Source organism: Streptomyces sp. NPDC050145 (genome assembly GCF_044460245.1).
Lineage (GTDB): Bacteria > Actinomycetota > Actinomycetes > Streptomycetales > Streptomycetaceae > Streptomyces.
In genome coordinates, this window is sequence record NZ_JBITJS010000004.1 from 132,749 (window position 1) to 152,344 (window position 19,596).

General features: G+C 70.9%; 20 protein-coding genes, 1 tRNA gene and 1 riboswitch. Of the genes, 13 read left to right on the forward strand and 8 right to left on the reverse strand.

What is annotated here, in order from left to right:
- The first annotated feature begins 3 nt into the window (after window positions 1–3).
- On the forward strand, window positions 4–756 hold the full coding sequence (locus ACIBTU_RS09905) for an MBL fold metallo-hydrolase (protein WP_399125486.1): 753 nt from the start codon (window positions 4–6) through the stop codon (window positions 754–756).
- Between the two features lie 83 nt (window positions 757–839).
- Here ACIBTU_RS09905 and ACIBTU_RS09910 read toward each other — a convergent pair whose 3' ends face one another.
- Together ACIBTU_RS09910 and ACIBTU_RS09915 are read right to left on the reverse strand one after the other, a co-directional pair.
- Window positions 840–2,096 carry a PTS transporter subunit EIIC gene (locus ACIBTU_RS09910; RefSeq protein ID WP_399125487.1) on the reverse strand — a complete coding sequence of 419 codons (1,257 nt, stop codon included), beginning with the start codon at window positions 2,094–2,096 and terminating at the stop codon, window positions 840–842.
- Between the two features lie 242 nt (window positions 2,097–2,338).
- Complete coding sequence (locus ACIBTU_RS09915; protein ID WP_399125488.1) at window positions 2,339–3,625, reverse strand: PTS transporter subunit EIIC; 1,287 nt, start codon at window positions 3,623–3,625, stop codon at window positions 2,339–2,341.
- 144 nt (window positions 3,626–3,769) lie between these two features.
- On the opposite strand from ACIBTU_RS09915, the gene ACIBTU_RS09920 reads away from it, so the two are divergent.
- From ACIBTU_RS09920 to rdgB, 4 genes are all read left to right on the forward strand, one after another.
- Window positions 3,770–4,060, forward strand: coding sequence for a glucose PTS transporter subunit EIIB (locus tag ACIBTU_RS09920; RefSeq protein ID WP_161303827.1), 291 nt, complete (start codon window positions 3,770–3,772; stop codon window positions 4,058–4,060).
- 84 nt (window positions 4,061–4,144) lie between these two features.
- Entirely contained in the window at window positions 4,145–4,891 is a 747-nt protein-coding gene (rph, locus tag ACIBTU_RS09925; RefSeq protein ID WP_399125489.1) for a ribonuclease PH, read from the forward strand.
- 155 nt (window positions 4,892–5,046) lie between these two features.
- On the forward strand, window positions 5,047–5,448 hold the full coding sequence (locus ACIBTU_RS09930) for a hypothetical protein (protein ID WP_399125490.1): 402 nt from the start codon (window positions 5,047–5,049) through the stop codon (window positions 5,446–5,448).
- Between the two features lie 37 nt (window positions 5,449–5,485).
- The gene (rdgB, locus tag ACIBTU_RS09935; protein WP_399125492.1) at window positions 5,486–6,091 is read left to right on the forward strand and encodes an RdgB/HAM1 family non-canonical purine NTP pyrophosphatase; all 606 of its coding nucleotides are present in this window, start codon (window positions 5,486–5,488) and stop codon (window positions 6,089–6,091) included.
- Window positions 6,092–6,165: 74 nt separating this feature from the next.
- On the opposite strand, the gene ACIBTU_RS09940 is transcribed toward rdgB, so the two are convergent.
- Both ACIBTU_RS09940 and bcp read right to left on the reverse strand, forming a co-directional pair.
- Window positions 6,166–6,249 (reverse strand) — tRNA-Leu (locus ACIBTU_RS09940).
- A 96-nt stretch (window positions 6,250–6,345) separates the two neighbouring features.
- Window positions 6,346–6,813 carry a thioredoxin-dependent thiol peroxidase gene (gene bcp, locus ACIBTU_RS09945; protein WP_399125493.1) on the reverse strand — a complete coding sequence of 156 codons (468 nt, stop codon included), beginning with the start codon at window positions 6,811–6,813 and terminating at the stop codon, window positions 6,346–6,348.
- A gap of 162 nt (window positions 6,814–6,975) precedes the next feature.
- Here bcp and ACIBTU_RS09950 point away from each other — a divergent pair, with 162 nt between their 5' ends.
- From ACIBTU_RS09950 to ACIBTU_RS09960, 3 genes are all read left to right on the forward strand, one after another.
- Window positions 6,976–7,323, forward strand: a complete 348-nt coding sequence (locus tag ACIBTU_RS09950; RefSeq protein WP_399125495.1) for a DUF3618 domain-containing protein — start codon at window positions 6,976–6,978, stop codon at window positions 7,321–7,323.
- A gap of 97 nt (window positions 7,324–7,420) precedes the next feature.
- Window positions 7,421–7,723 carry a GroES family chaperonin gene (locus tag ACIBTU_RS09955; protein WP_399125788.1) on the forward strand — a complete coding sequence of 101 codons (303 nt, stop codon included), beginning with the start codon at window positions 7,421–7,423 and terminating at the stop codon, window positions 7,721–7,723.
- A gap of 54 nt (window positions 7,724–7,777) precedes the next feature.
- A riboswitch (guanidine-III (ykkC-III) riboswitch) is annotated at window positions 7,778–7,848 on the forward strand.
- A gap of 32 nt (window positions 7,849–7,880) precedes the next feature.
- The gene (locus tag ACIBTU_RS09960; RefSeq protein ID WP_399125496.1) at window positions 7,881–8,201 is read left to right on the forward strand and encodes a DMT family transporter; all 321 of its coding nucleotides are present in this window, start codon (window positions 7,881–7,883) and stop codon (window positions 8,199–8,201) included.
- A gap of 298 nt (window positions 8,202–8,499) precedes the next feature.
- On the opposite strand, the gene ACIBTU_RS09965 is transcribed toward ACIBTU_RS09960, so the two are convergent.
- Complete coding sequence (locus ACIBTU_RS09965; RefSeq protein ID WP_399125497.1) at window positions 8,500–10,806, reverse strand: transglycosylase domain-containing protein; 2,307 nt, start codon at window positions 10,804–10,806, stop codon at window positions 8,500–8,502.
- A 174-nt stretch (window positions 10,807–10,980) separates the two neighbouring features.
- Between ACIBTU_RS09965 and ACIBTU_RS09970 the strand changes: the two genes are divergently transcribed.
- Genes ACIBTU_RS09970 through ACIBTU_RS09985 form a run of 4 tightly spaced genes read left to right on the forward strand, consistent with a single transcriptional unit; the run spans window position 10,981 to window position 14,384 of the window.
- Window positions 10,981–11,775, forward strand: a complete 795-nt coding sequence (locus ACIBTU_RS09970; protein WP_399125789.1) for an ABC transporter permease — start codon at window positions 10,981–10,983, stop codon at window positions 11,773–11,775.
- A 43-nt stretch (window positions 11,776–11,818) separates the two neighbouring features.
- The gene (locus tag ACIBTU_RS09975) at window positions 11,819–12,595 is read left to right on the forward strand and encodes an ABC transporter permease (RefSeq protein WP_399125790.1); all 777 of its coding nucleotides are present in this window, start codon (window positions 11,819–11,821) and stop codon (window positions 12,593–12,595) included.
- 9 nt (window positions 12,596–12,604) lie between these two features.
- Window positions 12,605–13,615, forward strand: a complete 1,011-nt coding sequence (locus ACIBTU_RS09980) for an ATP-binding cassette domain-containing protein (RefSeq protein ID WP_399125498.1) — start codon at window positions 12,605–12,607, stop codon at window positions 13,613–13,615.
- A 10-nt stretch (window positions 13,616–13,625) separates the two neighbouring features.
- The gene (locus ACIBTU_RS09985; protein WP_399125499.1) at window positions 13,626–14,384 is read left to right on the forward strand and encodes a DUF1707 domain-containing protein; all 759 of its coding nucleotides are present in this window, start codon (window positions 13,626–13,628) and stop codon (window positions 14,382–14,384) included.
- A 33-nt stretch (window positions 14,385–14,417) separates the two neighbouring features.
- Here the strand turns inward: ACIBTU_RS09985 and ACIBTU_RS09990 are convergent, their stop codons facing one another.
- On the reverse strand, window positions 14,418–15,740 hold the full coding sequence (locus ACIBTU_RS09990) for an SGNH/GDSL hydrolase family protein (protein ID WP_399125500.1): 1,323 nt from the start codon (window positions 15,738–15,740) through the stop codon (window positions 14,418–14,420).
- Between the two features lie 424 nt (window positions 15,741–16,164).
- On the opposite strand from ACIBTU_RS09990, the gene ACIBTU_RS09995 reads away from it, so the two are divergent.
- Window positions 16,165–17,376, forward strand: a complete 1,212-nt coding sequence (locus tag ACIBTU_RS09995) for a DUF445 domain-containing protein (protein ID WP_399125791.1) — start codon at window positions 16,165–16,167, stop codon at window positions 17,374–17,376.
- 555 nt (window positions 17,377–17,931) lie between these two features.
- On the opposite strand, the gene ACIBTU_RS10000 is transcribed toward ACIBTU_RS09995, so the two are convergent.
- Both ACIBTU_RS10000 and ACIBTU_RS10005 read right to left on the reverse strand, forming a co-directional pair.
- A complete protein-coding gene (locus ACIBTU_RS10000) occupies window positions 17,932–18,372 on the reverse strand; it encodes a GNAT family N-acetyltransferase (RefSeq protein ID WP_399125501.1) in 441 nt (146 codons plus the stop codon).
- A complete protein-coding gene (locus tag ACIBTU_RS10005; protein ID WP_399125502.1) occupies window positions 18,369–19,583 on the reverse strand; it encodes an MFS transporter in 1,215 nt (404 codons plus the stop codon). The genes ACIBTU_RS10000 and ACIBTU_RS10005 overlap by 4 nt, the downstream gene beginning before the upstream one ends.
- Window positions 19,584–19,596: the final 13 nt, after the last annotated feature.

A 19,596-nucleotide genomic window follows, 5' to 3' on the forward strand; every position in this document is an offset into this window, starting at 1 on the left:
CTCATGAAGCTCACCGTCGTCGGCTGCTCGGGGTCGTTCCCGTCCGCGGATTCGGCCTGTTCGAGCTACCTCGTCGAGGCCGACGGCTTCCGGCTGCTCCTCGACATGGGCAATGGCGCCCTGGGCGAGCTGCAGCGTCACTGTGGTCTCTACGACCTGGACGCGATCTTCCTCAGCCACCTGCACGCGGACCACTGCATCGACATGTGCGCGTACTTCGTCGTGCGCTACTACCGCCACGACGGCGGCCGCTGCGAGGCCATCCCGGTCTACGGACCCGAGGGCACCGAGCAGCGGCTCACCACCGCGCACGCGGACGCCCCGTCGGCCTCCGCGTTCAGCGAGGTCTTCGACTTCCAGACGGTGAAGTCGGGCTCGTACCGGATCGGGCCGTTCTCGGTGCGGATGGAGAAGGTCTGCCACCCCGTCGAGTCCTACGCGATCCGCATCGAGCACGAGGGCCGCTCGCTCACGTACTCCGGGGACACCGGCCCCTGCGAGGCGCTGGAGGAACTGGCGGAGGGCACGGACCTGTTCCTGTGCGAGGCCGCCTTCACGCACGGCAAGGAGAACATCCCGGCGCTGCACCTCAACGGCCGTGAGGCGGGGGAGGCGGCGCGCCGCGCGGGCGCCGGCAAGCTGGTCCTGACCCACATCCCGCCGTGGACGGACCCGCAGGTGAACCTGGCGGACGCGCGGGACGTGTACGACGGCCCCGTCGAACTGGCGGCGCCCGGGGTCTCGTACGAGATCTGACCCGCGTTCGCGGCAACGCGAAAGGCCCCGGAACCGTACGGTTCCGGGGCCTTCCCGATGGCTCAGGCGCGCTCAGCCGAGGATCACTTGGTGATGTCCTCGATCTCCTCCTCGGGCTCGCGGCCCGGGGTGGTGAGGTTGAACTTGGTGATCGCGAAGCGGAAGAGCGTGTAGTAGACCGCCGCGAAGACCAGGCCGATCGGGATGATCAGCCAGGGCTTGGTCGCCAGGTTCCAGTTCAGGAAGTAGTCGATGAAGCCCGCGGAGAACGTGAAGCCCGCGTGGACGCCGAGGGCCCAGGTGACTGCCATGGAGACGGCCGTGAGCACCGCGTGGATCGCGTACAGGACCGGCGCGATGAACATGAACGAGAACTCGATCGGCTCGGTCACACCGGTGACGAACGAGGTCAGGGCCAGCGAGACCATCATGCCCATCACGGCCTTGCGGCGCTCGGGGCGGGCGGAGTGCGCGATGGCGATCGCGGCGGCCGGCAGGCCGAACATCATGATCGGGAAGAAGCCCGACATGAACTGGCCGGCGGTCGGGTCACCGGCGAAGAAGCGGTTGAGGTCGCCGTGCACGACGGCGCCCGTGGCGTCGGTGAAGTCGCCCAGCTGGAACCAGGAGACGGTGTTCACGAACTGGTGCATGCCCACCGGGATGAGCGCGCGGTTGATGAGGCCGAAGAGGCCGGCACCGCCGGCGCCGAGGCCGGTCATCCACTCGCCGAAGTTCGAGATGCCCTCGCCGATGGGCTCCCAGACCAGGCCGAAGAAGACGCCCACGAGGACGCCGACGAAGGCCATGATGATCGGGACGAGACGGCGGCCGTTGAAGAAGCCGAGCCAGTCGACGAGCTTCTTGCGGTGGAACTTCTGCCACAGCACGGCGGCCAGCAGACCCATGATGATGCCGCCGAGGACACCGGGGTTGTTGTACGTCGCCGCGACGTCGACGCCCTTGTTCTTCGTCGTGTTGACGACGGCCTCGGCGACCGGGAACGCCTTCAGCACGTTGCTGTAGACGAGGAAGCCGACCAGCGCGGCGAGCGCCGTCGAGCCGTCGGACTTCTTCGCGAAGCCGATCGCGACACCGATGCAGAAGAGCATCGGGAGGTTGTCGAAGATCGCGCCGCCGGCCGTGGCGAAGACCGCCGTGACCTTGTCGGGCAGGTTCAGCTTGTCGTGGACGTCAGACTGCCCGAGACGGAGCAGGATGCCCGCGGCCGGAAGGACGGCGATCGGCAGCTGAAGGCTGCGGCCGACCTTCTGCAGACCCTGGAACAGGCCGGAGCCCCGCTTCTTCGCGGGCGCCGCCGTGGCGGTGGCCGTACTCATTGCTTCCTCCAAGATGGCAAGGCGCCGCCCTGGACGTCCGTCGGACACCCCTCGGACAACCCTCGTTGGTCTACACCACTCACTGGTGTAGACCAGTTTTAACATGTGAGTTCCGCGTAAGGAACCCGCTGTGGCGGCCGTTACGCCTTCGTGAGGTCCAGGCATGACGAAGGGCCCCCGGACCAGAGGTCCGGGGGCCCTTCACGGAGGGGTCGGTCGGGGGTCGGTCGGCGGGGAGCCGGTCACGCCTTGGTGACGTCCTCGACCTCCTCCTCGGGTTCGCGGCCCGGGGTCTTGAGGTCGAACTTCGTGATCGCGAACCGGAAGACCGCGTAGTACACGACTGCGAAGCACAGGCCGATCGGAATGATCAGCCATGGCTTGGTCGCCAGCCCCCAGTTGATGACGTAGTCGATCAGTCCCGCGGAGAAACTGAAGCCGTCCTTGACCCCGAGCCCCCAGGTCACCGCCATCGAGACACCGGTGAGGACCGCGTGCACCGCGTACAGGGCCGGCGCGATGAAGACGAAGGAGTACTCGATCGGCTCGGTGATGCCCGTGACGAACGAGGTCGCCGCGATCGAGACCATCATGCCGCCGACCGCCTTTCGCCGCTCCGGCCGCGCGCAGTGGTACATCGCGAGGCAGGCCGCCGGCAGGGCGAACATCATGATCGGGAAGAAGCCCGTCTGGTAGATGCCCGCGTGCGGGTCGCCGCTGAGGAACATGTTGATGTCGCCGTGCACCGTGGTCCCGTCGGGCTTGGTGTACGAGCCGAACTGGAACCACAGCGGGACGTTCAGGAACTGGTGCAGGCCGATGACCAGCAGCGCCCGGTTCGCGACGCCGAAGATGCCGGAGCCGATCGCGCCCAGGTCCTGCAGCCAGTTGGAGAAGCTCTCCAGCCCGTCACCGATCGGCGGCCAGACCCACAGACACAGGACGGCGACGACGATGCCGACGAACGCCATGATGATCGGGACGAGCCGGCGGCCGTTGAAGAAGCCCAGCCACGAGACCAGCTTGGTGCGGTGGAAGCGGACCCAGAAGAAGGCCGCGAGCAGGCCGATGACGATGCCGCCGAACACGCCCGGGTTCTGGTACGTGGCGGCGGCCGCCGCCTTGCTCGAGTAGTCGATGCACACCGCGCCCGCGAGGGCCTGGCCCTTGGGGCAGTCCACCGGGAACTGGTGCAGCACGCCCCGGTACACGAGGAAGCCGGCCACCGCCGCGAGCGCCGTCGAGCCGTCCGCCTTCTTCGCCATGCCGATCGCGACACCGATGCAGAAGAGGAGCGGCAGACCGAGGTCGGAGTCGAGCAGCGCACCGCCCGCACCTGCAAACACCTTGGCGACATCGGTCCAGCCGAGACCGTCCGCGCCGAACACGTCCGGCTGACCGAGCCGGTTGACGATGCCCGCGGCCGGGAGCACGGCGATGGGCAGCTGAAGGCTGCGGCCCATCTTCTGCAGGCCTTGGAAGAAGTTGCTCCAGGGGCTCGGGCGGGCTGCGGCTGCTTCGGAACTCATGGGCGTCCTCCCGGAACAGAGCAACGGTTGGCGGGCGTTGGATAGAGTGGTCAACTGGTGTAGACCAGTTGCGGGACGGGTCGGTCCACGTGCTCGTCATCTTTCGTCACGGGTGGCGCTACCGCTCGCGAAGTTGAGCCAACCGTGGGTTACCGTGACAAAGCGGCCCAAAGGCGGGCCCGAAGAAACAGGGAGAACGAAATGGCCACGAAGGCTGAGAAGATCGTCGCCGGGCTCGGCGGGCTCGACAACATCGAAGAGGTCGAGGGCTGCATCACCCGCCTGCGCACCGAGGTCATCGACCCCTCCAAGGTCGACGAGGCCGCCCTGAAGGCCGCCGGCGCCCACGGCGTCGTCAAGATGGGCACCGCCATCCAGGTCGTCATCGGCACCGACGCCGACCCGATCGCCGCCGACATCGAAGACATGATGTGACGGACTGACCGCCGTCACCCGAAGGCCCCGCCGCCCCCGAACCAGGCAGCGGGGCCTTCGCCGTACCGGGATACGCTCACCCTTATGTCTCGCATCGACGGCCGCACCCCCGAACAGCTCCGCCCGATCACCATCGAGCGCGGCTGGAGCAAGCACGCCGAAGGCTCCGTACTCGTCTCCTTCGGCGACACCAAGGTCTTCTGCACGGCCTCCTTCACCGAAGGCGTCCCGCGCTGGCGCAAGGGCAGCGGCGAGGGCTGGGTCACCGCCGAGTACTCGATGCTGCCCCGCGCCACCAACACCCGCGGCGACCGCGAGTCCGTCCGCGGCAAGATCGGCGGCCGCACCCACGAGATCAGCCGCCTCATCGGCCGCTCGCTGCGCGCCGTCATCGACTACAAGGCCCTCGGCGAGAACACGATCGTCCTCGACTGCGACGTCCTCCAGGCCGACGGCGGCACCCGCACCGCCGCCATCACCGGCGCGTACGTGGCACTCGCCGACGCCGTCGCCTGGGGCCAGGGCAAGAAGCTCATCAAGGCCGGGCGCAAGCCGCTCACCGACACCGTCGCCGCCGTCTCCGTCGGCATCGTCGGCGGCGTCCCGCTGCTCGACCTCCGCTACGAGGAGGACGTCCGGGCCGACACCGACATGAACGTCGTGTGCACCGGCGACGGCCGCTTCGTCGAGGTCCAGGGCACCGCCGAGGCCGAGCCCTTCGCCCGCGACGAGCTCAACTCCCTTCTCGACCTGGCCGTTCTGGGCTGCGACGAGCTGGCCGCCGCACAGCGCAAGGCACTTGAGAGCACCCTCGGCAAGGACCTCGCGTAGACCTCGCGCAGGCCTCGCGCAGGCCTCGCGCAGGTAAAGAACCTCCCAAGTAGGGTGGCAACCACCCAGCCACCGACTGCGTCACTACGGACAGGTGGACGGCGCACCACAACGGCCGTCGCCCGCCCGTCCGTACATCAGGGGAGGACCGTTCCATGCCCGCGCGCCGACGATCCCGTCACCACCGTCTCGCCGTACTCGCCGCCACCGCGGCACTGATCGCCGTCCCGGCCGCCGCCGGCTGCTCCGCCGTCGACAAGGCCCTCGACTGCGTCCGGACCGCCGACGCCATAGCCGACAGCGTCGTCGACCTCCAGCAGGCCGTGGAGAACGCGGCGAACGACCCGACGCAGGCGAGCGAGGCGCTCGACTCCATCGACAAGAACCTCGACGAGATCGGCGACAAGACCGACAACGCCGACGTGTCGAAGGCCGTCGACGACCTCGGCACGGCCGTGGACAACGTCCGTACGTCCATCAAGAACGGCGACGCGACCCCGAACGTCGAGCCCGTCACCGACGCCGCGAGTGAACTGACCAAGGTCTGCACCCCGTAGCCGGGCCGCGAGGGCGAGTCCCGCGATACTGGGGGGCATGACCCGCCTCATCCTCGCCACCCGCAACAACGGCAAGATCGTCGAACTCCGCTCGATCCTCGCCGACGCAGGCCTGCCCCACGACCTCGTCGGCGCGGACGCGTACCCCGACGTCCCGGACGTGCGCGAAACCGGCGTCACCTTCGCCGAGAACGCCCTGCTCAAGGCGCACGCCCTGGCCAGGGCCACCGGTCTGCCCGCCGTCGCCGACGACTCCGGCCTCTGTGTCGACGTCCTCGGCGGCGCCCCCGGCATCTTCTCCGCGCGCTGGGCCGGCCGCCACGGCGACGACAAGGCCAACCTCGACCTGCTCCTCGCCCAGCTCGGCGACATCGACGAGGACCGCCACCGCACCGCCCACTTCGCCTGCGCCGCCGCCCTCGCCCTGCCCGACGGCACGGAGCGCGTCGTCGAGGGCCAACTCCGCGGAACCCTGCGCCACAAGCCCTCCGGCACCAACGGCTTCGGCTACGACCCCATCCTCCAGCCCGACGGCGAGACCCGCACCTGCGCGGAACTCACCCCGTCCGAGAAAAACGCGATCTCCCACCGAGGCAAGGCGTTCCGCGCGCTGGTGCCGGTGGTGAAGGAACTGCTGGGCTGAGGCGCGGCTGAACCCGTGTCAGGTACGGCGAAGGGGCCGCCCGGTGGTCCGGGCGGCCCCTTCGCGGTGCCTCGTGCGGTCGGAGGGACTCGAACCCTCACGGGATTTCTCCCACCGGGACCTAAACCCGACGTGACTGCCAATTCCACCACGACCGCAATAAAACGGACATTCAGCCTCTCGGGTGAATGTCGCTCCGTCAGTGTACGGCCGGGGGTGGCGGCCCCGGGCGGGAGATCCGCCGGTTGCCCTGGCTAGATCCCCAGGTCCTTGATGATCTTGGCGACGTGGCCGGTGGCCTTCACGTTGTAGAGGGCTCGCTCTACCTTGCCCTCCTCGTCGACGATCACCGTGGAGCGGATCACTCCGGTGACGACCTTGCCGTAGAGCTTCTTCTCGCCGTAGGCGCCGTAGGCCTCCAGGACCTTCTTGTCGGGGTCGCCGACCAGGGTGACCTTGAGGTGCTCCTTCTCGCGGAACTTGGCGAGCTTCTCCGGCTTGTCGGGCGAGACGCCGATGACGTCGTAGCCGGCGCCGGCCAGCACGTCGAGGTTGTCGGTGAAGTCGCAGGCCTGCTTGGTGCAGCCGGGGGTGAGGGCGGCCGGGTAGAAGTAGACGATCGTCTTGCGGCCCTTGTGGTCGGCGAGGGAGACCTCGTTGCCGTCGGCGTCGGGAAGGGTGAAGGCGGGGGCGGTGTCGCCGGGCTGCAGTCGCTCGCTCATGTCGCTCGATCTCCTCGCGGGTGGGTGACTCAGCCCGAGCGTAATGCGGGGAATGGGGGTGCCGGGGGGTGCGGGGGGCGGTGAGCTGACAGACTGTCCGTCAGTACGGTCCATAAGCAGCAAGCAGAGTGCAATAAACGCAGCGATCACGGAGGCAGCGCGGTGTCGGACACGTCCAGCAGGTCGGATACGCCGGAGACGCGGACGCCGGCGCAGATCGAGGCGGACATCAAGCGCCGCCGTGACGCCCTGGCCGAGACGCTCGACGAGATCGGGGTGCGGGTGCACCCCAAGACGATCGTCGGCGACGCGAAGGCCAAGGTCGCAGCCCAGGTCGACCACACCCTCGGCCGGGCCTACGTCAGTGCGAACCGGCTGGTCTCGGACGTCAAGGGGCAGCTGGTCACCGACGAGGGAGCGCCGCGTCTGGAGCGGATCGTGCCGGTCGCGCTGCTCGCCGTCGGTGTCGTCGGGCTCCTCACCGTGCGTTCGCGGCGTCGCAAGGGCTGACCCTGGGGAGTCGCCGGGCGCGGGGGCAGGTAAGTTCGTCGCCGTGAGCGCCAACGACAAGCACAGCACACCCCACGACGACAAGCTGCCCATCCGGATGCTCCACGACCGGGTGCTCGTGCGGCAGGACGCCTCCGAGGGCGAGCGGCGCAGTGGTGGCGGCATCCTCATCCCCGCCACGGCGGCGGTCGGCAAGCGGCTGGCCTGGGCCGATGTCGTCGCGGTCGGGCAGAACGTGCGGACCGTCGAGCCCGGTGACCGGGTGCTCTACGACCCCGAGGACCGGGCCGAGGTCGAGGTGCGGGGGGTGGCCTACGTGCTGATGCGTGAGCGGGACCTGCACGCCGTCGCCGCGGACCGCTTCGAGGGCTCCGAGGACTCCACGGGCCTGTACCTGTAGCTCCGCTCCAGGCTCTGGCTGAGGGGCTGGTGACCGTTGTCACCAGCCCCTTTTGCGTGTCCTTTGCTATCTTGGAGGGAGCCCGACGAGACGCGCCGTACCGGGATCCGCAAAGACGACGCACCCCTGTTGAGAACCACTGACGGAGGTGCCAGTCATGGCCTGGATCCTGATCGTGATCGCCGGACTTCTCGAGGTCGCCTGGTCGATCGGCATGAAATTCACCGAGGGCTTCACCCGGCTGTGGCCGAGCGTCTTCACCGGCGCCGGCATTGTCGCCAGCATGCTTCTGCTCTCCTACGCGGCGAAGTCGCTGCCCATCGGGACGGCGTACGGGGTGTGGGTCGGGATCGGGGCGGCGGGGGCGGCGATTGTCGGCATGCTGGCGCTCGGTGAACCGGCGACGGTCTCTCGGGTCTTCTTCATCGTGCTGCTTCTGGTGGCGATCATCGGCCTGAAGGCCACGTCGGGCCACTGACTCTGTGCGGGGCGCCGCCGTAGGGGCTGACGCTTGTCGCCGACTGCTGCGCCGTCGTGGTTGCTCGCGCAGTTCCCCGCGCCCCTGGAAGGCACACTTCGTGCGCCCCCTGGGGCCCGGTTGGTCGCGCCCCGCGACGGAGTCGCTGATCGGGTACAGCCCCGCGCCCCTGGAAGGCACACTTCGTGCGCCCCAGGGGCATGCCGGTCGCGCCCCGCGACGGAGTCGCTGATCGGGTACAGCCCCGCGCCCCTGGAAGGCACACTTCGTGCGCCCCAAGGGCTGTGTGGTCCGGGGCTCAGTGGTGGGCTGCTTGAGGGGAGCGGCGGGGGGATGTGGGGGTCAGGTTGTTGAGGACGTTGTCCTCCTCGCCGCCAGTCGTGCCGCCGGGGCGGCCTCCCGGGCGGTCGGCTCCTGGGGGTGTGGTCGTCGGGGAGTCGGAGTCGGGGGCGGGGGACGCGGGGCCGGTGGGGGTCGGGGAGCCGGACTGGTTGGGCTTGCGGGTGGTGGTGGGGGAAGCGGTGCCGGAGGGCTCGTGGGTTTCCGGGGCGGGGGGCGGGGGCGGTTCCTCGGCGCCCTCCTCCAGTTCGAGGTCGAAGTCGCGGGCCGGGGTGCCGGCCAGCGCCTTGCGGGTGTACTGGGCCCAGATCTGCGCCGGGAACCCGCCGCCGTTGATGCGCGGCAGCCCCGCCGCCCCGTACAGCGGGGTGTGCGCGGCGGTGTCCGGGTCCTGGCCCATCACGGCGACGACGGTGGCGAGGTCCGGGGTGTAGCCCGCGAACCAGGCCGCCGTGTCCTCTTCCGCGGTGCCGGTCTTGCCGGCGGCGGGGCGGCCCGCGGCCTGCGCGGCGATGCCGGTGCCGTCCTCGACGACGGACTGCAGGATCGCGGTGGTCGTGTCGGCGGACTCGCGGCTGACGGCCCGGCTGGTCTCCTGCGCGGGCAGGCCGATCTTCTGCCCGTCCTTGCTGAGCCCGGCGAGCAGCGTGTACGTGCCGTGCCGCCCGTGGTTGGCGAGGGTCGCGTAGGCCTCGGTCATGTCGAGGACGCTGGCGGTGGCGGGGCCGAGTGCGATGGAGGGGGAGGCCGTCAGGTCGGGGGTGGTGGCGGGGAGTCCGAGGTCGATCGCGGTCTGCTTCACCTTGTCGGAGCCGACGTCGACGGCCATCTGCGCGTAGACCGCGTTGACGGACTTGTCGGTGGCCTCGCGGACGGTGAGGGGCCCGTAGGAGATCTCGTCCTCGTTCTCGGGGGCGTAGTAGCCGCCGTCCCAGCCCTGGACGGGGCGGGCGTTGGTGCCGTCGTAGACCGTGTTCGGGGTGATGACGCGGCCGTCGTCGGTCGTCGAGCCGTGTTCGACGGCGCTGGTGAAGACGAACGGCTTGAAGGTGGAGCCGACCTGGTAGTCGCGGCGGGTGGCGTTGTTGACGTACTGCTGCGTGTAGTCGATGCCGCCGTACATGGCGAGGACCTTGCCGGTGCGCGGGTCGATGGAGGCGCCGCCCGCGCGGACGTTGCGGTCGGCGGCGCGGCCCTTCTTGTCGATCTTCGACATGAGCTGCTTCTCGACGGCGGCGACGAACGCGTCCTGCTTCTTGTGCTGCAGGGTGGTGGTGATGCGGAAGCCGCCGGTGGCGAGGGTGTCCTCGTCGATGATCTTGTGGTCGACGATGTAGTCGCGGACGGCGTCGCGGATGTAGCCTCGCTGCCCGGACAGTCCGGCCTGACTGTTGTGGGCCTCGTCCGGCATGGGGAAGGTCGTCTTCGCGCGGGTGGCGGGATCGAGCCACTTCTCCTTGACCATGCCGTCGAGGACGTAGTTCCAGCGGGCGACGGCCCTGCCCTTGTTCTCGGGGTGGGCGACGACGTCGTAGGCGCTGGGCGCGTTCAACAGGGCGGCCAGATAGGCGCCCTGAGCGGTGGTCAGCTGCTGGACGTCGACGCCGTAGTAGGCCTGGGCGGCGGCCTGGATGCCGTACGCGTTGCGGCCGAAGTAGCTGGTGTTGAGGTAGCCCTCGAGGATCTCGTCCTTGCTCGCCTCGCGGTCCAGCTTGATGGAGATGAAGAACTCCTTCACCTTGCGCGAGATCGTCTGTTCCTGGCCGAGGTAGTAGTTCTTGACGTACTGCTGGGTGATCGTCGAACCGGACTGCTTGCCCTTGCCGGTGACGGTGTTCCAGGCGGCACGCAGCATCGCCTTGGGGTCGATGGCGGACTCGGAGTAGAAGTCGCGGTCCTCGGCGGCGAGCACCGTGTGCTGGACGGTCTTGGGGATCTGGGCGAGCCGGACGTTCTCCCGGTTGACCTCGCCGTCGCGGGCGATGGGCGTGCCGTCGGCGTACAGGTAGACGTTGGACTGGGCGGTGGCCGCGGAGTTGGCGGCGGGGATGTCGACGAGGGCGTAGCCGAGGGCGAACAGGCCGGCGCACAGGAGGAGGAAGCCGAGGAGGGTGCCGAGCAGCATGCGCCAGGTCGGGACGAGGCGCCGCCAGCCGGTGCGCCGGGGCCTCTTGGGCTTCCTGCCCTTCCTGCCCTGCTCCCCCTTGTTCCCCTGCGTGCCCTGCTGGGCCTGTTCGGGCGTCTGGGGCCGCTCGTCGCTGCTCATGTCCTGTGGAACTCCTGGTTCGCGTCGTACGTCACGTACGCCTCGTATGACACATAAGCCTCCTACATCACCCTGCAAATACGGGCATCGTGCCGAAAAAGGGGTGGAAGGCGTCGCGCACGGCGGTTAGGCTCCTGCGCTTCGGCCGGAATCGGGGGAGGTGCGGTGGGAGCAGTGCGGCTGTACGGGGCGGTGGCCGGCGGAGCCTTCCGGCGCTACGCGACCTACCGGCGGGCAACCGTCGCGGGCATCTTCACCAACACGGTGTTCGGCCTGATCATCGCGTGCACGTACGTGGCGCTGTGGGACGAGCGGCCGCGTCTGGGCGGCTACGACCAGGCGCAGGCGCTCACCTTCGTCTGGATCGGGCAGGCGCTGTACGCGGTGATGATGCTCGGCATCCCGAGCGGTTTCGAGGCCGAGCTCGCCGACCGGATCCGCAGCGGGGACGTGGCCGTCGACCTGTACCGGCCGGTGGATCTGCAGGGCTGGTGGCTGGCGCAGGACCTGGGGCGGTCGGTCTTCCAGCTGCTGGGGCGCGGGGTGGTGCCGATGGCCGTCGGGGCGCTGGTCTTCGACCTCGCGCTGCCCACGAGTCCCGCGCGCTGGCTCGCGTTCCTGATCTCGGTGCTGCTCGGCCTGCTCGTCAGCTTCGCGCTGCGCTATCTCGTGGCGCTGTCGGCGTTCTGGCTCATGGAGGCGAACGGCGTTGCGCAGATGTACGGGATCAGCGCCACGTTCTTCTGCGGGATGCTGCTGCCGCTGAACGTGTTCCCGGGCGCGTTCGGCGACGTGGCGCGGGTGCTGCCGTTCTCGGCGCTGCTCCAGGTGCCCGCGGACGTGCTGATGGGCACGGGGTCCGTGGCCGGCGGCTGGTTGTTCCAGGCGGCGTGGGCGGTCGTGCTCCTCGGCGCGGGGCGGCTGTTGCAGGGTGTGGCGACGCGGCGGGTGGTGGTGCAGGGTGGCTGACCGTACGCGGACGGCCGCCGCGGAAGGCGTACGGGCCTTCGGGATGGTCAGCGCGATGTGGATCCGCTCCACGCTGGCCTACCGGGCCTCGTTCGTGATGACGCTGTTCGGCAACTGCGCGCTGACGGCCCTGGACTTCGTCGGGATCCTGCTGATGTTCTCGCAGGTCGACCGGCTCGGCGGCTACGGCCTCGCCGAGATCGCCTTCCTCTACGGCACGGCCGGCACCGCCTTCGGGCTCGCCGACCTGTTCGCGGGCTCCCTGGGCCGGCTCGGGACGCGGGTGCGGGACGGGACGCTCGACGCGTTCCTGGTGCGGCCCGCGCCGGTGCTTGCACAGGTCGCCGCCGACCGGTTCGCGCTGCGCCGGGTCGGCCGGCTCGTCCAGGGGCTGGTCGTGCTCGGCTGGTCCGTGACGGTGCTCGACGTGGCGTGGACGCCGGTGAAGGTGCTGCTGGTGCCGGTGCTGCTGGTCAGCGGGGCCGGGATCTTCGTGGCCGTGTTCATGGCGGGGGCCGCGTTCCAGATCGTGGCGCAGGACGCGGCCGAGGTGCAGAACGCGGCGACGTTCGGCGGCAACGCGATGCTCCAGTATCCGCCGACCGTCTTCGGCGACGGCCTGCTCCGCGGGGTCACCTTCGTGCTGCCGCTGGCCTTCGTGAACTGGCTGCCCGCGCTCTACATCCTGGGCCGGCCCTATCCGCTGGACCTGCCGCGCGCCGTAGCGTTCGCGCCGCCGCTCGTGGCCGCCTGCTGCCTCGCGGCGGCGGGACTCGCGTGGCGGGCCGCGCTGCGCGCCTATCGCAGTACGGGGAGTTGAGGACGGGCCATGGGCGAACCAGGCGAACCGGGCGAGCCGGGTTTCATCGAGGTGGACGGGGTCGAGAAGGTCTTCGACGTACGGCGCAGGGCCGGGCTGCTGCGGCGCGAGCGGCACCGGGTGCGGGCCGTGGACACGCTGAGCTTCACCGTGCCGCGCGGCGAGATGGTCGGCTACATCGGGCCGAACGGGGCCGGGAAGTCGACCACGATCAAGATGCTGACCGGCATCCTGACGCCGAGCGCGGGACGGATCCGGGTCGCCGGCATCGAGCCCGCCCGCGAGCGCTCCCGGCTCGCCCACCGCATCGGCGTCGTCTTCGGCCAGCGCACCACCCTGTGGTGGGACCTGCCGCTCATCGACTCGTACCGGCTGATGCGCCGCATGTACCGGATCGAGGAGCGCCGGTACGCGGAGAACCTCGACCGCTGTGTCGAACTCCTCGAGCTGGGCGGCCTGTTGGAGACGCCGGTGCGGCAGCTGTCGCTCGGGCAGCGGATGCGCGGCGACATCGCGGCGGCGCTCCTGCATGACCCCGAGGTGCTGTACCTGGACGAGCCGACGATCGGCCTGGACGTCGTCTCCAAGGTCAAAGTCCGCGGATTTCTGCGGGACTTGAACCGTGAGCGGGGCACGACGGTGCTGCTGACCACGCACGATCTGACCGACATCGAGCAGCTGTGCCGGCGCGTGATGGTCATCGACCACGGGCGGCTCGTGTACGACGGGGAGCTGAAGGGGCTGCACGCGGTGGGTGACGGGGCGGCGGCGGAGCGCACGCTGGTGGTCGACCTCGAGCGTGAACTACCGCCGCTGGAGGTCGAGTCGGCGCGGGTGGTGAAGGTGGAGGGGGCGCGGCAGTGGCTGGCGTTCCCGGCCGGGCAGTCGGCGGCGCCGCTGGTCGCGCGGATCGCCGAACGGTATCCGCTGGCGGACCTGTCGGTACGGGAGCCGGACATCGAGAGCGTGATCGCACGGATGTACGCGCGAGATCCCTCCGCCGTCACCTCCCGCCCGTAGGCTGGCTGTCATGACCGACGATGCATCGCACCTCCCCGAACTGCGGGCCTCCGACGCCGACCGCGAGAAGGTCGCCGAGCGGCTGCGGGACGCGCTCGCCGAGGGGCGGCTCGACATGGGGGAGTTCGAGGAGCGGCTCGAGGCGACGTACGCGGCGCGTACGTACGGGGAGCTGGCGCCGCTGACCCGGGATCTGCCGGCGGCGGGCAGTACCGCGCCGGTGGACCTGGTGAAGGCGCCGGTCGCGGAGGGGGCCGTCGACTGGGCGGCGCGGACCGGTGGGCAGGCGACGTCGAGCGGGGCGTTCGCGTTCTGGAGCGGGTTCGGCCGCAAGGGGCGCTGGACGGTGGGGGAGCGGTTCACGGCCTTCGCCATGTGGGGCGGCGGGGAGATCGATCTGCGCGAGGCGAACTTCGCGGCGCGGGACGTCGAGATCCGCTGCTTCACGATCATGGGCGGGATCCATGTGAAGGTGCCGCCGGAGCTCGACGTCACGGTGAAGGGCTTCGGCATCATGGGCGGCGTCGACGACCGGGCCACGGGCACCGGCACGCCGGGTTCGCCCCGGGTCGTCGTCCGCGGCTTCGCCCTGATGGGCGGCGTCGGGGTCGAGCGGAAGCTCCCCCGGGAGGAGCGGTTGCGGCTCAAGGACCAGCGGCGGCGCGAGAAGGTGGAGCGGCGGGACGAGCGGCGGCGGGAGCTGGAGGACCGGCATCTGCGCATCCACGACCAGCACGTGGACCGACGCCGACGCCACCACGACGACTGACCCGGAGCGCGGGGGCACCCCGCGCCGGGGTGGTCAGAGTTCGGCGCCTCGGGTGGGGGTCAGGGTGGCGGGATCGAAGGACTCGGCCATCTTGCGGTAACCCGCGTCGCTGGGGTGCAGGTGATCGCCCGAGTCGTACTCCGCCAGCAGCCGGCGCGGGTTGTACGGATCCCGCAGGGCCCGGTCGAAGTCGACGTAGCTGTCGAAGATCTTCCCGGAGCGGATATCCGCGTTGACTTCTTCCCGTACGGCTTCGAGGCGCGGCTCGTAGCCCCGGTGTCCCTGGAACGGCATGAGGGTCGCCCCGACGACCCGCAGCCCCCGCGTGTGCGCCTGGCGCACCAGCTCCCGCAGCCCGTCCGCGATGCGGGTGGCGTCCGTCTGGTGCGGGTTGCGCAGGATGTCGTTGATCCCGAGGTCGACGACGACGGCCCGCACCCCGGCCCGCCCGAGCACGTCCCGGTCGTAGCGCGCGAGCCCGCTCGGGTTCCCGGCCGGCCGGCCGTAGCCGTCGGACAGCAGCCGGTTCCCGCTGATGCCCTGGTTGAGGACGCCGTAGCGCGGCGCCCCCGGCTCGCTGCGCAGCCGCTCGGCGAGGATGTCGGTCCAGCGCCGGTTCGCCCCCACCGTGGACGTGATGCCGTCGGTGAGCGAGTCGCCGAGGACGACGACGGTGCCCTCCGCCTCGTTGCTGAGCACGTCGAGCGCGCTGAGGTAGCGCCAGTACGGGCTCTGCTCCGTGTAGCGCGCCCCGCTCTCCTCCTCGGTGAGGTCCCCGTTCGCCACGTAGGACATCTGCCGGGCCTGCGGGTGGTACGTGACCGGTCCGGACGGCGTCGGCGAGTACGTCGTGACGAGCAGGTCCGCGTCGGAGGGCACCCGCAGCCGCACCGCGTCGCTGAGCACCTGCTGGCCGGCGGGTATGACCACCGACGTGTTCCCGGAGAACGTCAGCCGGCGCAGCGTCCCGGCCAGCGCGGTCGGGCTGTTCGGCGCGGAGGCGACGGCGAGGGAGGCGTGGGTGACGCTGAGCGGCTGCTGCCCGTACAGGTTGGAGAGCGTGATGCGGGCGCTGGAGCCGCCGATGCTGGTGTGGATCACGTTGCGGATCGAGCGGCCGAAGTAGCCGTTCGTCTCCGTGCCCGGTTCCGCGCCGGCCGGGGCCGCCGACCAGCTGCCGGCCCAGGTGCCGGTGGAGGCGGGCGCGGCGGAACTGCGCGGGTGCGCGCCGCCCGCGCGCAGGGAGTCGTCCTTGCCGCGCAGCAGGCCGGAGAACCCGAGGTAGATGCCGCCCGAGACCAGCACGACGACCGCGACCAGCGCCGCCAACAGGGCATAACCGTTTCGCCTGGTCATGCGGTGTGTGTCTCCTCGGGCAGGGGGAGCCCGAGGCTCCGATGTGATCATCCCATGATGAGGCATGGGGTGCGACGGATGACGAGGGGGCCGACTCTGCCCCCCTCCGATCCTTGAGACGCCGGGAACTTGTGGTTCGTTCCGGGAGTAGGTCAGGTAGGGACAATGTGTGAGCGGAATGACATATGACGGACGCGGCGAGCTGGAGTGACCGATGAGTGGGTCGGAGAAACCGGACGGATCGGACGTCGGTGACACGGGGCAGCATGCCCGGCCGGCGCTGCGGTCATCCGTCCCGGCGGCCGGGGTTCCTGAGCCCGCGTCCCCCGCGGCGGGGGTTTCCGAGCCCGCGTCCCGGCCCGCTCGCCGCTTCGGCGCCGAGTTCACCGCCGCCGACGAGGAGAAGCGGCGCGGGGTGCGCCGGATGAAGGCGTTCGCCACCGGGATGCTCGGCGTCGTCGCGGTGATCTACGTGCTCGCCACCTGGGCGGAGCACTCCGGTGCCGGTTCCTGGGCCGGGTACGTCGCGGCGGCCGCCGAGGCCGGCATGGTCGGCGCGCTGGCCGACTGGTTCGCGGTCACCGCCCTGTTCAAGCATCCGCTCGGCATCCCCATCCCGCACACCGCGATCATCCCCCGCAAGAAGGACCAGCTGGGCGTCTCGCTCGGCGAGTTCGTCGGGGAGAACTTCCTGTCCTCGGACGTCGTACGGGACCGGCTGCGCGCCGTCGGCATCGGCTCCCGGCTCGGCGCCTGGCTCGCCGAGCCCGAGCACGCCGACCGCGTCACCGCCGAACTGGCCACGGCGCTGCGCGGGGCGCTCACCGTGCTGCGCGACCAGGACGTGCAGGCCGTCGTCGGCGAGGCCATCACCCGCCGCGCCGACAGCGCCGAGATCGCGCCCGGGCTCGGCAAGATGCTGGAGAAGGTCGTCGCGGACGGCGGCCACAAGCGGGTCGTCGACCTGGTGTGCACGCGGGCCCACGACTGGCTCGTGCTGCACGGGGACTCGGTGATGGACGCGGTGCAGGGCGGGGCGCCCGGCTGGACGCCCCGCTTCGTCGACAAGCGGATCGGCGAGCGCGTCTACAAGGAGCTGCTCCGCTTCGTCACCGAGATGCGCGACATGCCGCTGCATCCGGCGCGCGGCGCCGTCGACCGCTTCCTCACCGACTTCGCCGCCGACCTCCAGTCCGACTCCGACACGCGGGCCCGCGTCGAGCGCCTGAAGTCCGAGGTCATCGGCCGCTCCGAGGTGCAGGACCTGATCGCCTCCACCTGGTCCGCGGTCCGCCAGATGATCGTGGCCGCCGCCGAGGACGAGCGCAGCGAGCTGCGGCTGCGCGTGCGGGCCTCGCTGCTGTCGCTGGGGGCGCGGATGTCCAGCGACCCGAAGGTGCAGGCGAAGGTCGACGGGTGGGTCGAGGGCGCCGCCGTCTACGTCGTCACGACGTACCGTGCCGAGATCACCTCCCTGATCACGGACACCGTCGCCGGCTGGGACGCCGAGCACACCTCCCGCAAGATCGAGGCCCACATCGGCCGCGACCTGCAGTTCATCCGCATCAACGGCACGGTGGTCGGCTCTTTGGCGGGGCTGCTCATCTATACGCTCTCCCAGGCTTTCGGAGCGTGACCCTCCGGGGGTTTCGCGGTGTTCTCCGCGCGGCCTGTTGTCGTGGCTGATCGCGCCCCGCGACGGGGGTGCGGCCCCGCGCCTCCGGCGGGCCCCGGCCTCAGCCCTTCTCCCACCCACCCGCCCCCTCCGGGGGCGTCGGCCCGGCGCCCCGCCCCGGGCTGCGCCCCGGTCCCGGGTGCATGATTCGATGGGCGGCCGCTACGGGGCTGCCGCCGTAGGGGTCGGACGTCGTCGCCGGGTGCTGCGCCGCCGTGGTTGCTCGCGCAGTTCCCCGCGCCCCTGGAAGGCACGCTCCGCGTGCCCCAGGGTCCGTTGCTCGCGCCCCTCGACGGAGCCGCTGATCGGGGACGGCCCCGCGCCCCTGAAGGCACGCTTCGTGCGCCCCAGGGGGCCGTTGCTCGCGCCCCGCGACGGAGCCGCCGAATGGACACCGCCCCGCGTTCCTGAAGACACGCGCCGCGTGCCCCAGAGGCCTGTTGGCCGAGCCCCGCGACGGAGTCGCTGATCGGACGCCGTCCCGTGCCCCGCGACGGAGTCGCCCCCGCTGCCGGTTCAGGTGAGGGGGCGCAGCATGAACACGTCCACCGGGTCCTCCGACTCCGTGATGAAGCCGAGGCGTTCGTAGAGGCGGCGGGCCGGGCTGCCCTGGAGGACGTTGAGGCGGACCGGGACGCGCGCTGCGTCGCAGTGATCGAGGAGGTGGGTGACGACGGCGCCGCCTATTCCGGCGCCTTGCAGCTCGGGTGCGAGGAAGAAGTGTTCCAGCCAGTGCGCGTCCGGCGCGGGCCGCAGCGCCACGCAACCGGCGAGCTTCCCGCCCACCTCGATGACCCAGGTGTGCTCCGGCGCGTACGCGTCCCGCAACCGCTGCCGCACCCGGTGCGCGTCGAACCGCCCGAGCCGTTCCAGATCCGCCCGCATCACGACGGCCCGCAGCTCCACGAGGGGTTCGAGGTCGTCGGCCGTGGCCGCCCGCAGCATCCAGTCCGTCATGATCGCGAGGCTATCCCGGACCCCAGCGCCGCCATCGCGCACAGCCCCGCCACCCCCACCCACACGAGGTCGTACGAGCCGAAGGCGTCCCGTACCGCGCCCCCGGCGAACGCCACCGCACCCGCGCCCACCTGATGCGCGGCGCTGACCCAGCCGAACACGACCGGTGCCCGTTCCCCGAAGTGCGCCCGGCACAGCGCGAGGGTTGGCGGGATCGTCGCGACGTCGAGCAGCCCGAAGACGACGGTGAACGCGAACAGCGGTACGTCGACCACCGCCCCGAGCAGCAGCGGCAGCGCGAGCAGCGTCAGGCCGCGCAGCGCGTAGTACGCGGCGAGCAGCCGGCGCGGGTCGAGCCGGTCGGTGGCCCAGCCGGAGGCGACCGTCCCGGCCACGTTGAAGATCCCGACGAGGGAGAGGAGCGAGGCGGCGACGGTTGTCGGCATGCCGTGGTCGTGCGCGGCGGGCGCGAAGTGGGTCCACATGACGCCGTTGGTGGAGGCGCCGCACACCGCGAACGTCCCGGCGAGCAGCCAGAACGGGCCGCTGCGCAGAAGGCCGGCCGGCAGCGGCACGGACCGAGCCCCGGCCGCCCGGGGCGAGGCCGGATCCCGTACGGCGGCGGCCACCAGCGGCACCGCGACCGTCGCCGCCCCGGCGAGCCCGTACGCGGCCGCCCGCCACCCGTACCCGTCGATCACCCACGACAGCAGCGGCAGGAACACGAACTGGCCCACCACGCTCGCTGCCGTGAGCAGCCCGGCGACGAGCCCGCGCCGCGTCACGAACCAGCGCTCGGTGACGGTCGCCGCGAACGTCGTCGCCGTCGCCCCCGTGCCGAGCCCCACCAGGACGCCCCACGCCGCGACGAACTGCCAGGGCGCCCGCGCGGCCGTCGTCAGCAGCGCGCCCGCGCCGACCAGCACCAGCGCGCCGACCGCGACGCGCCGCATCCCGATCCGGTCCATCAGCGCGGCCGCGAACGGCGCCGTCGCCCCGTAGACGACCATGTTCACCAGCGTGCCCAGGCCGATCGCGGAGCGGGACCAGCCGAGCTCCGCGTGCAGCGGGCCGACGAGCAGGCCGGCCAGTGTGCTGAACGACCCGGCGACGACGATCGCGAGCGCGGCGCCCGCGGCGACCACCCACTTCCGGTCGCGGCGCGGAGCGATCGCGGGGCTGCTCGTTCCCGTTCCCGTGTGCGTCGTCATGAGTACGACCCTC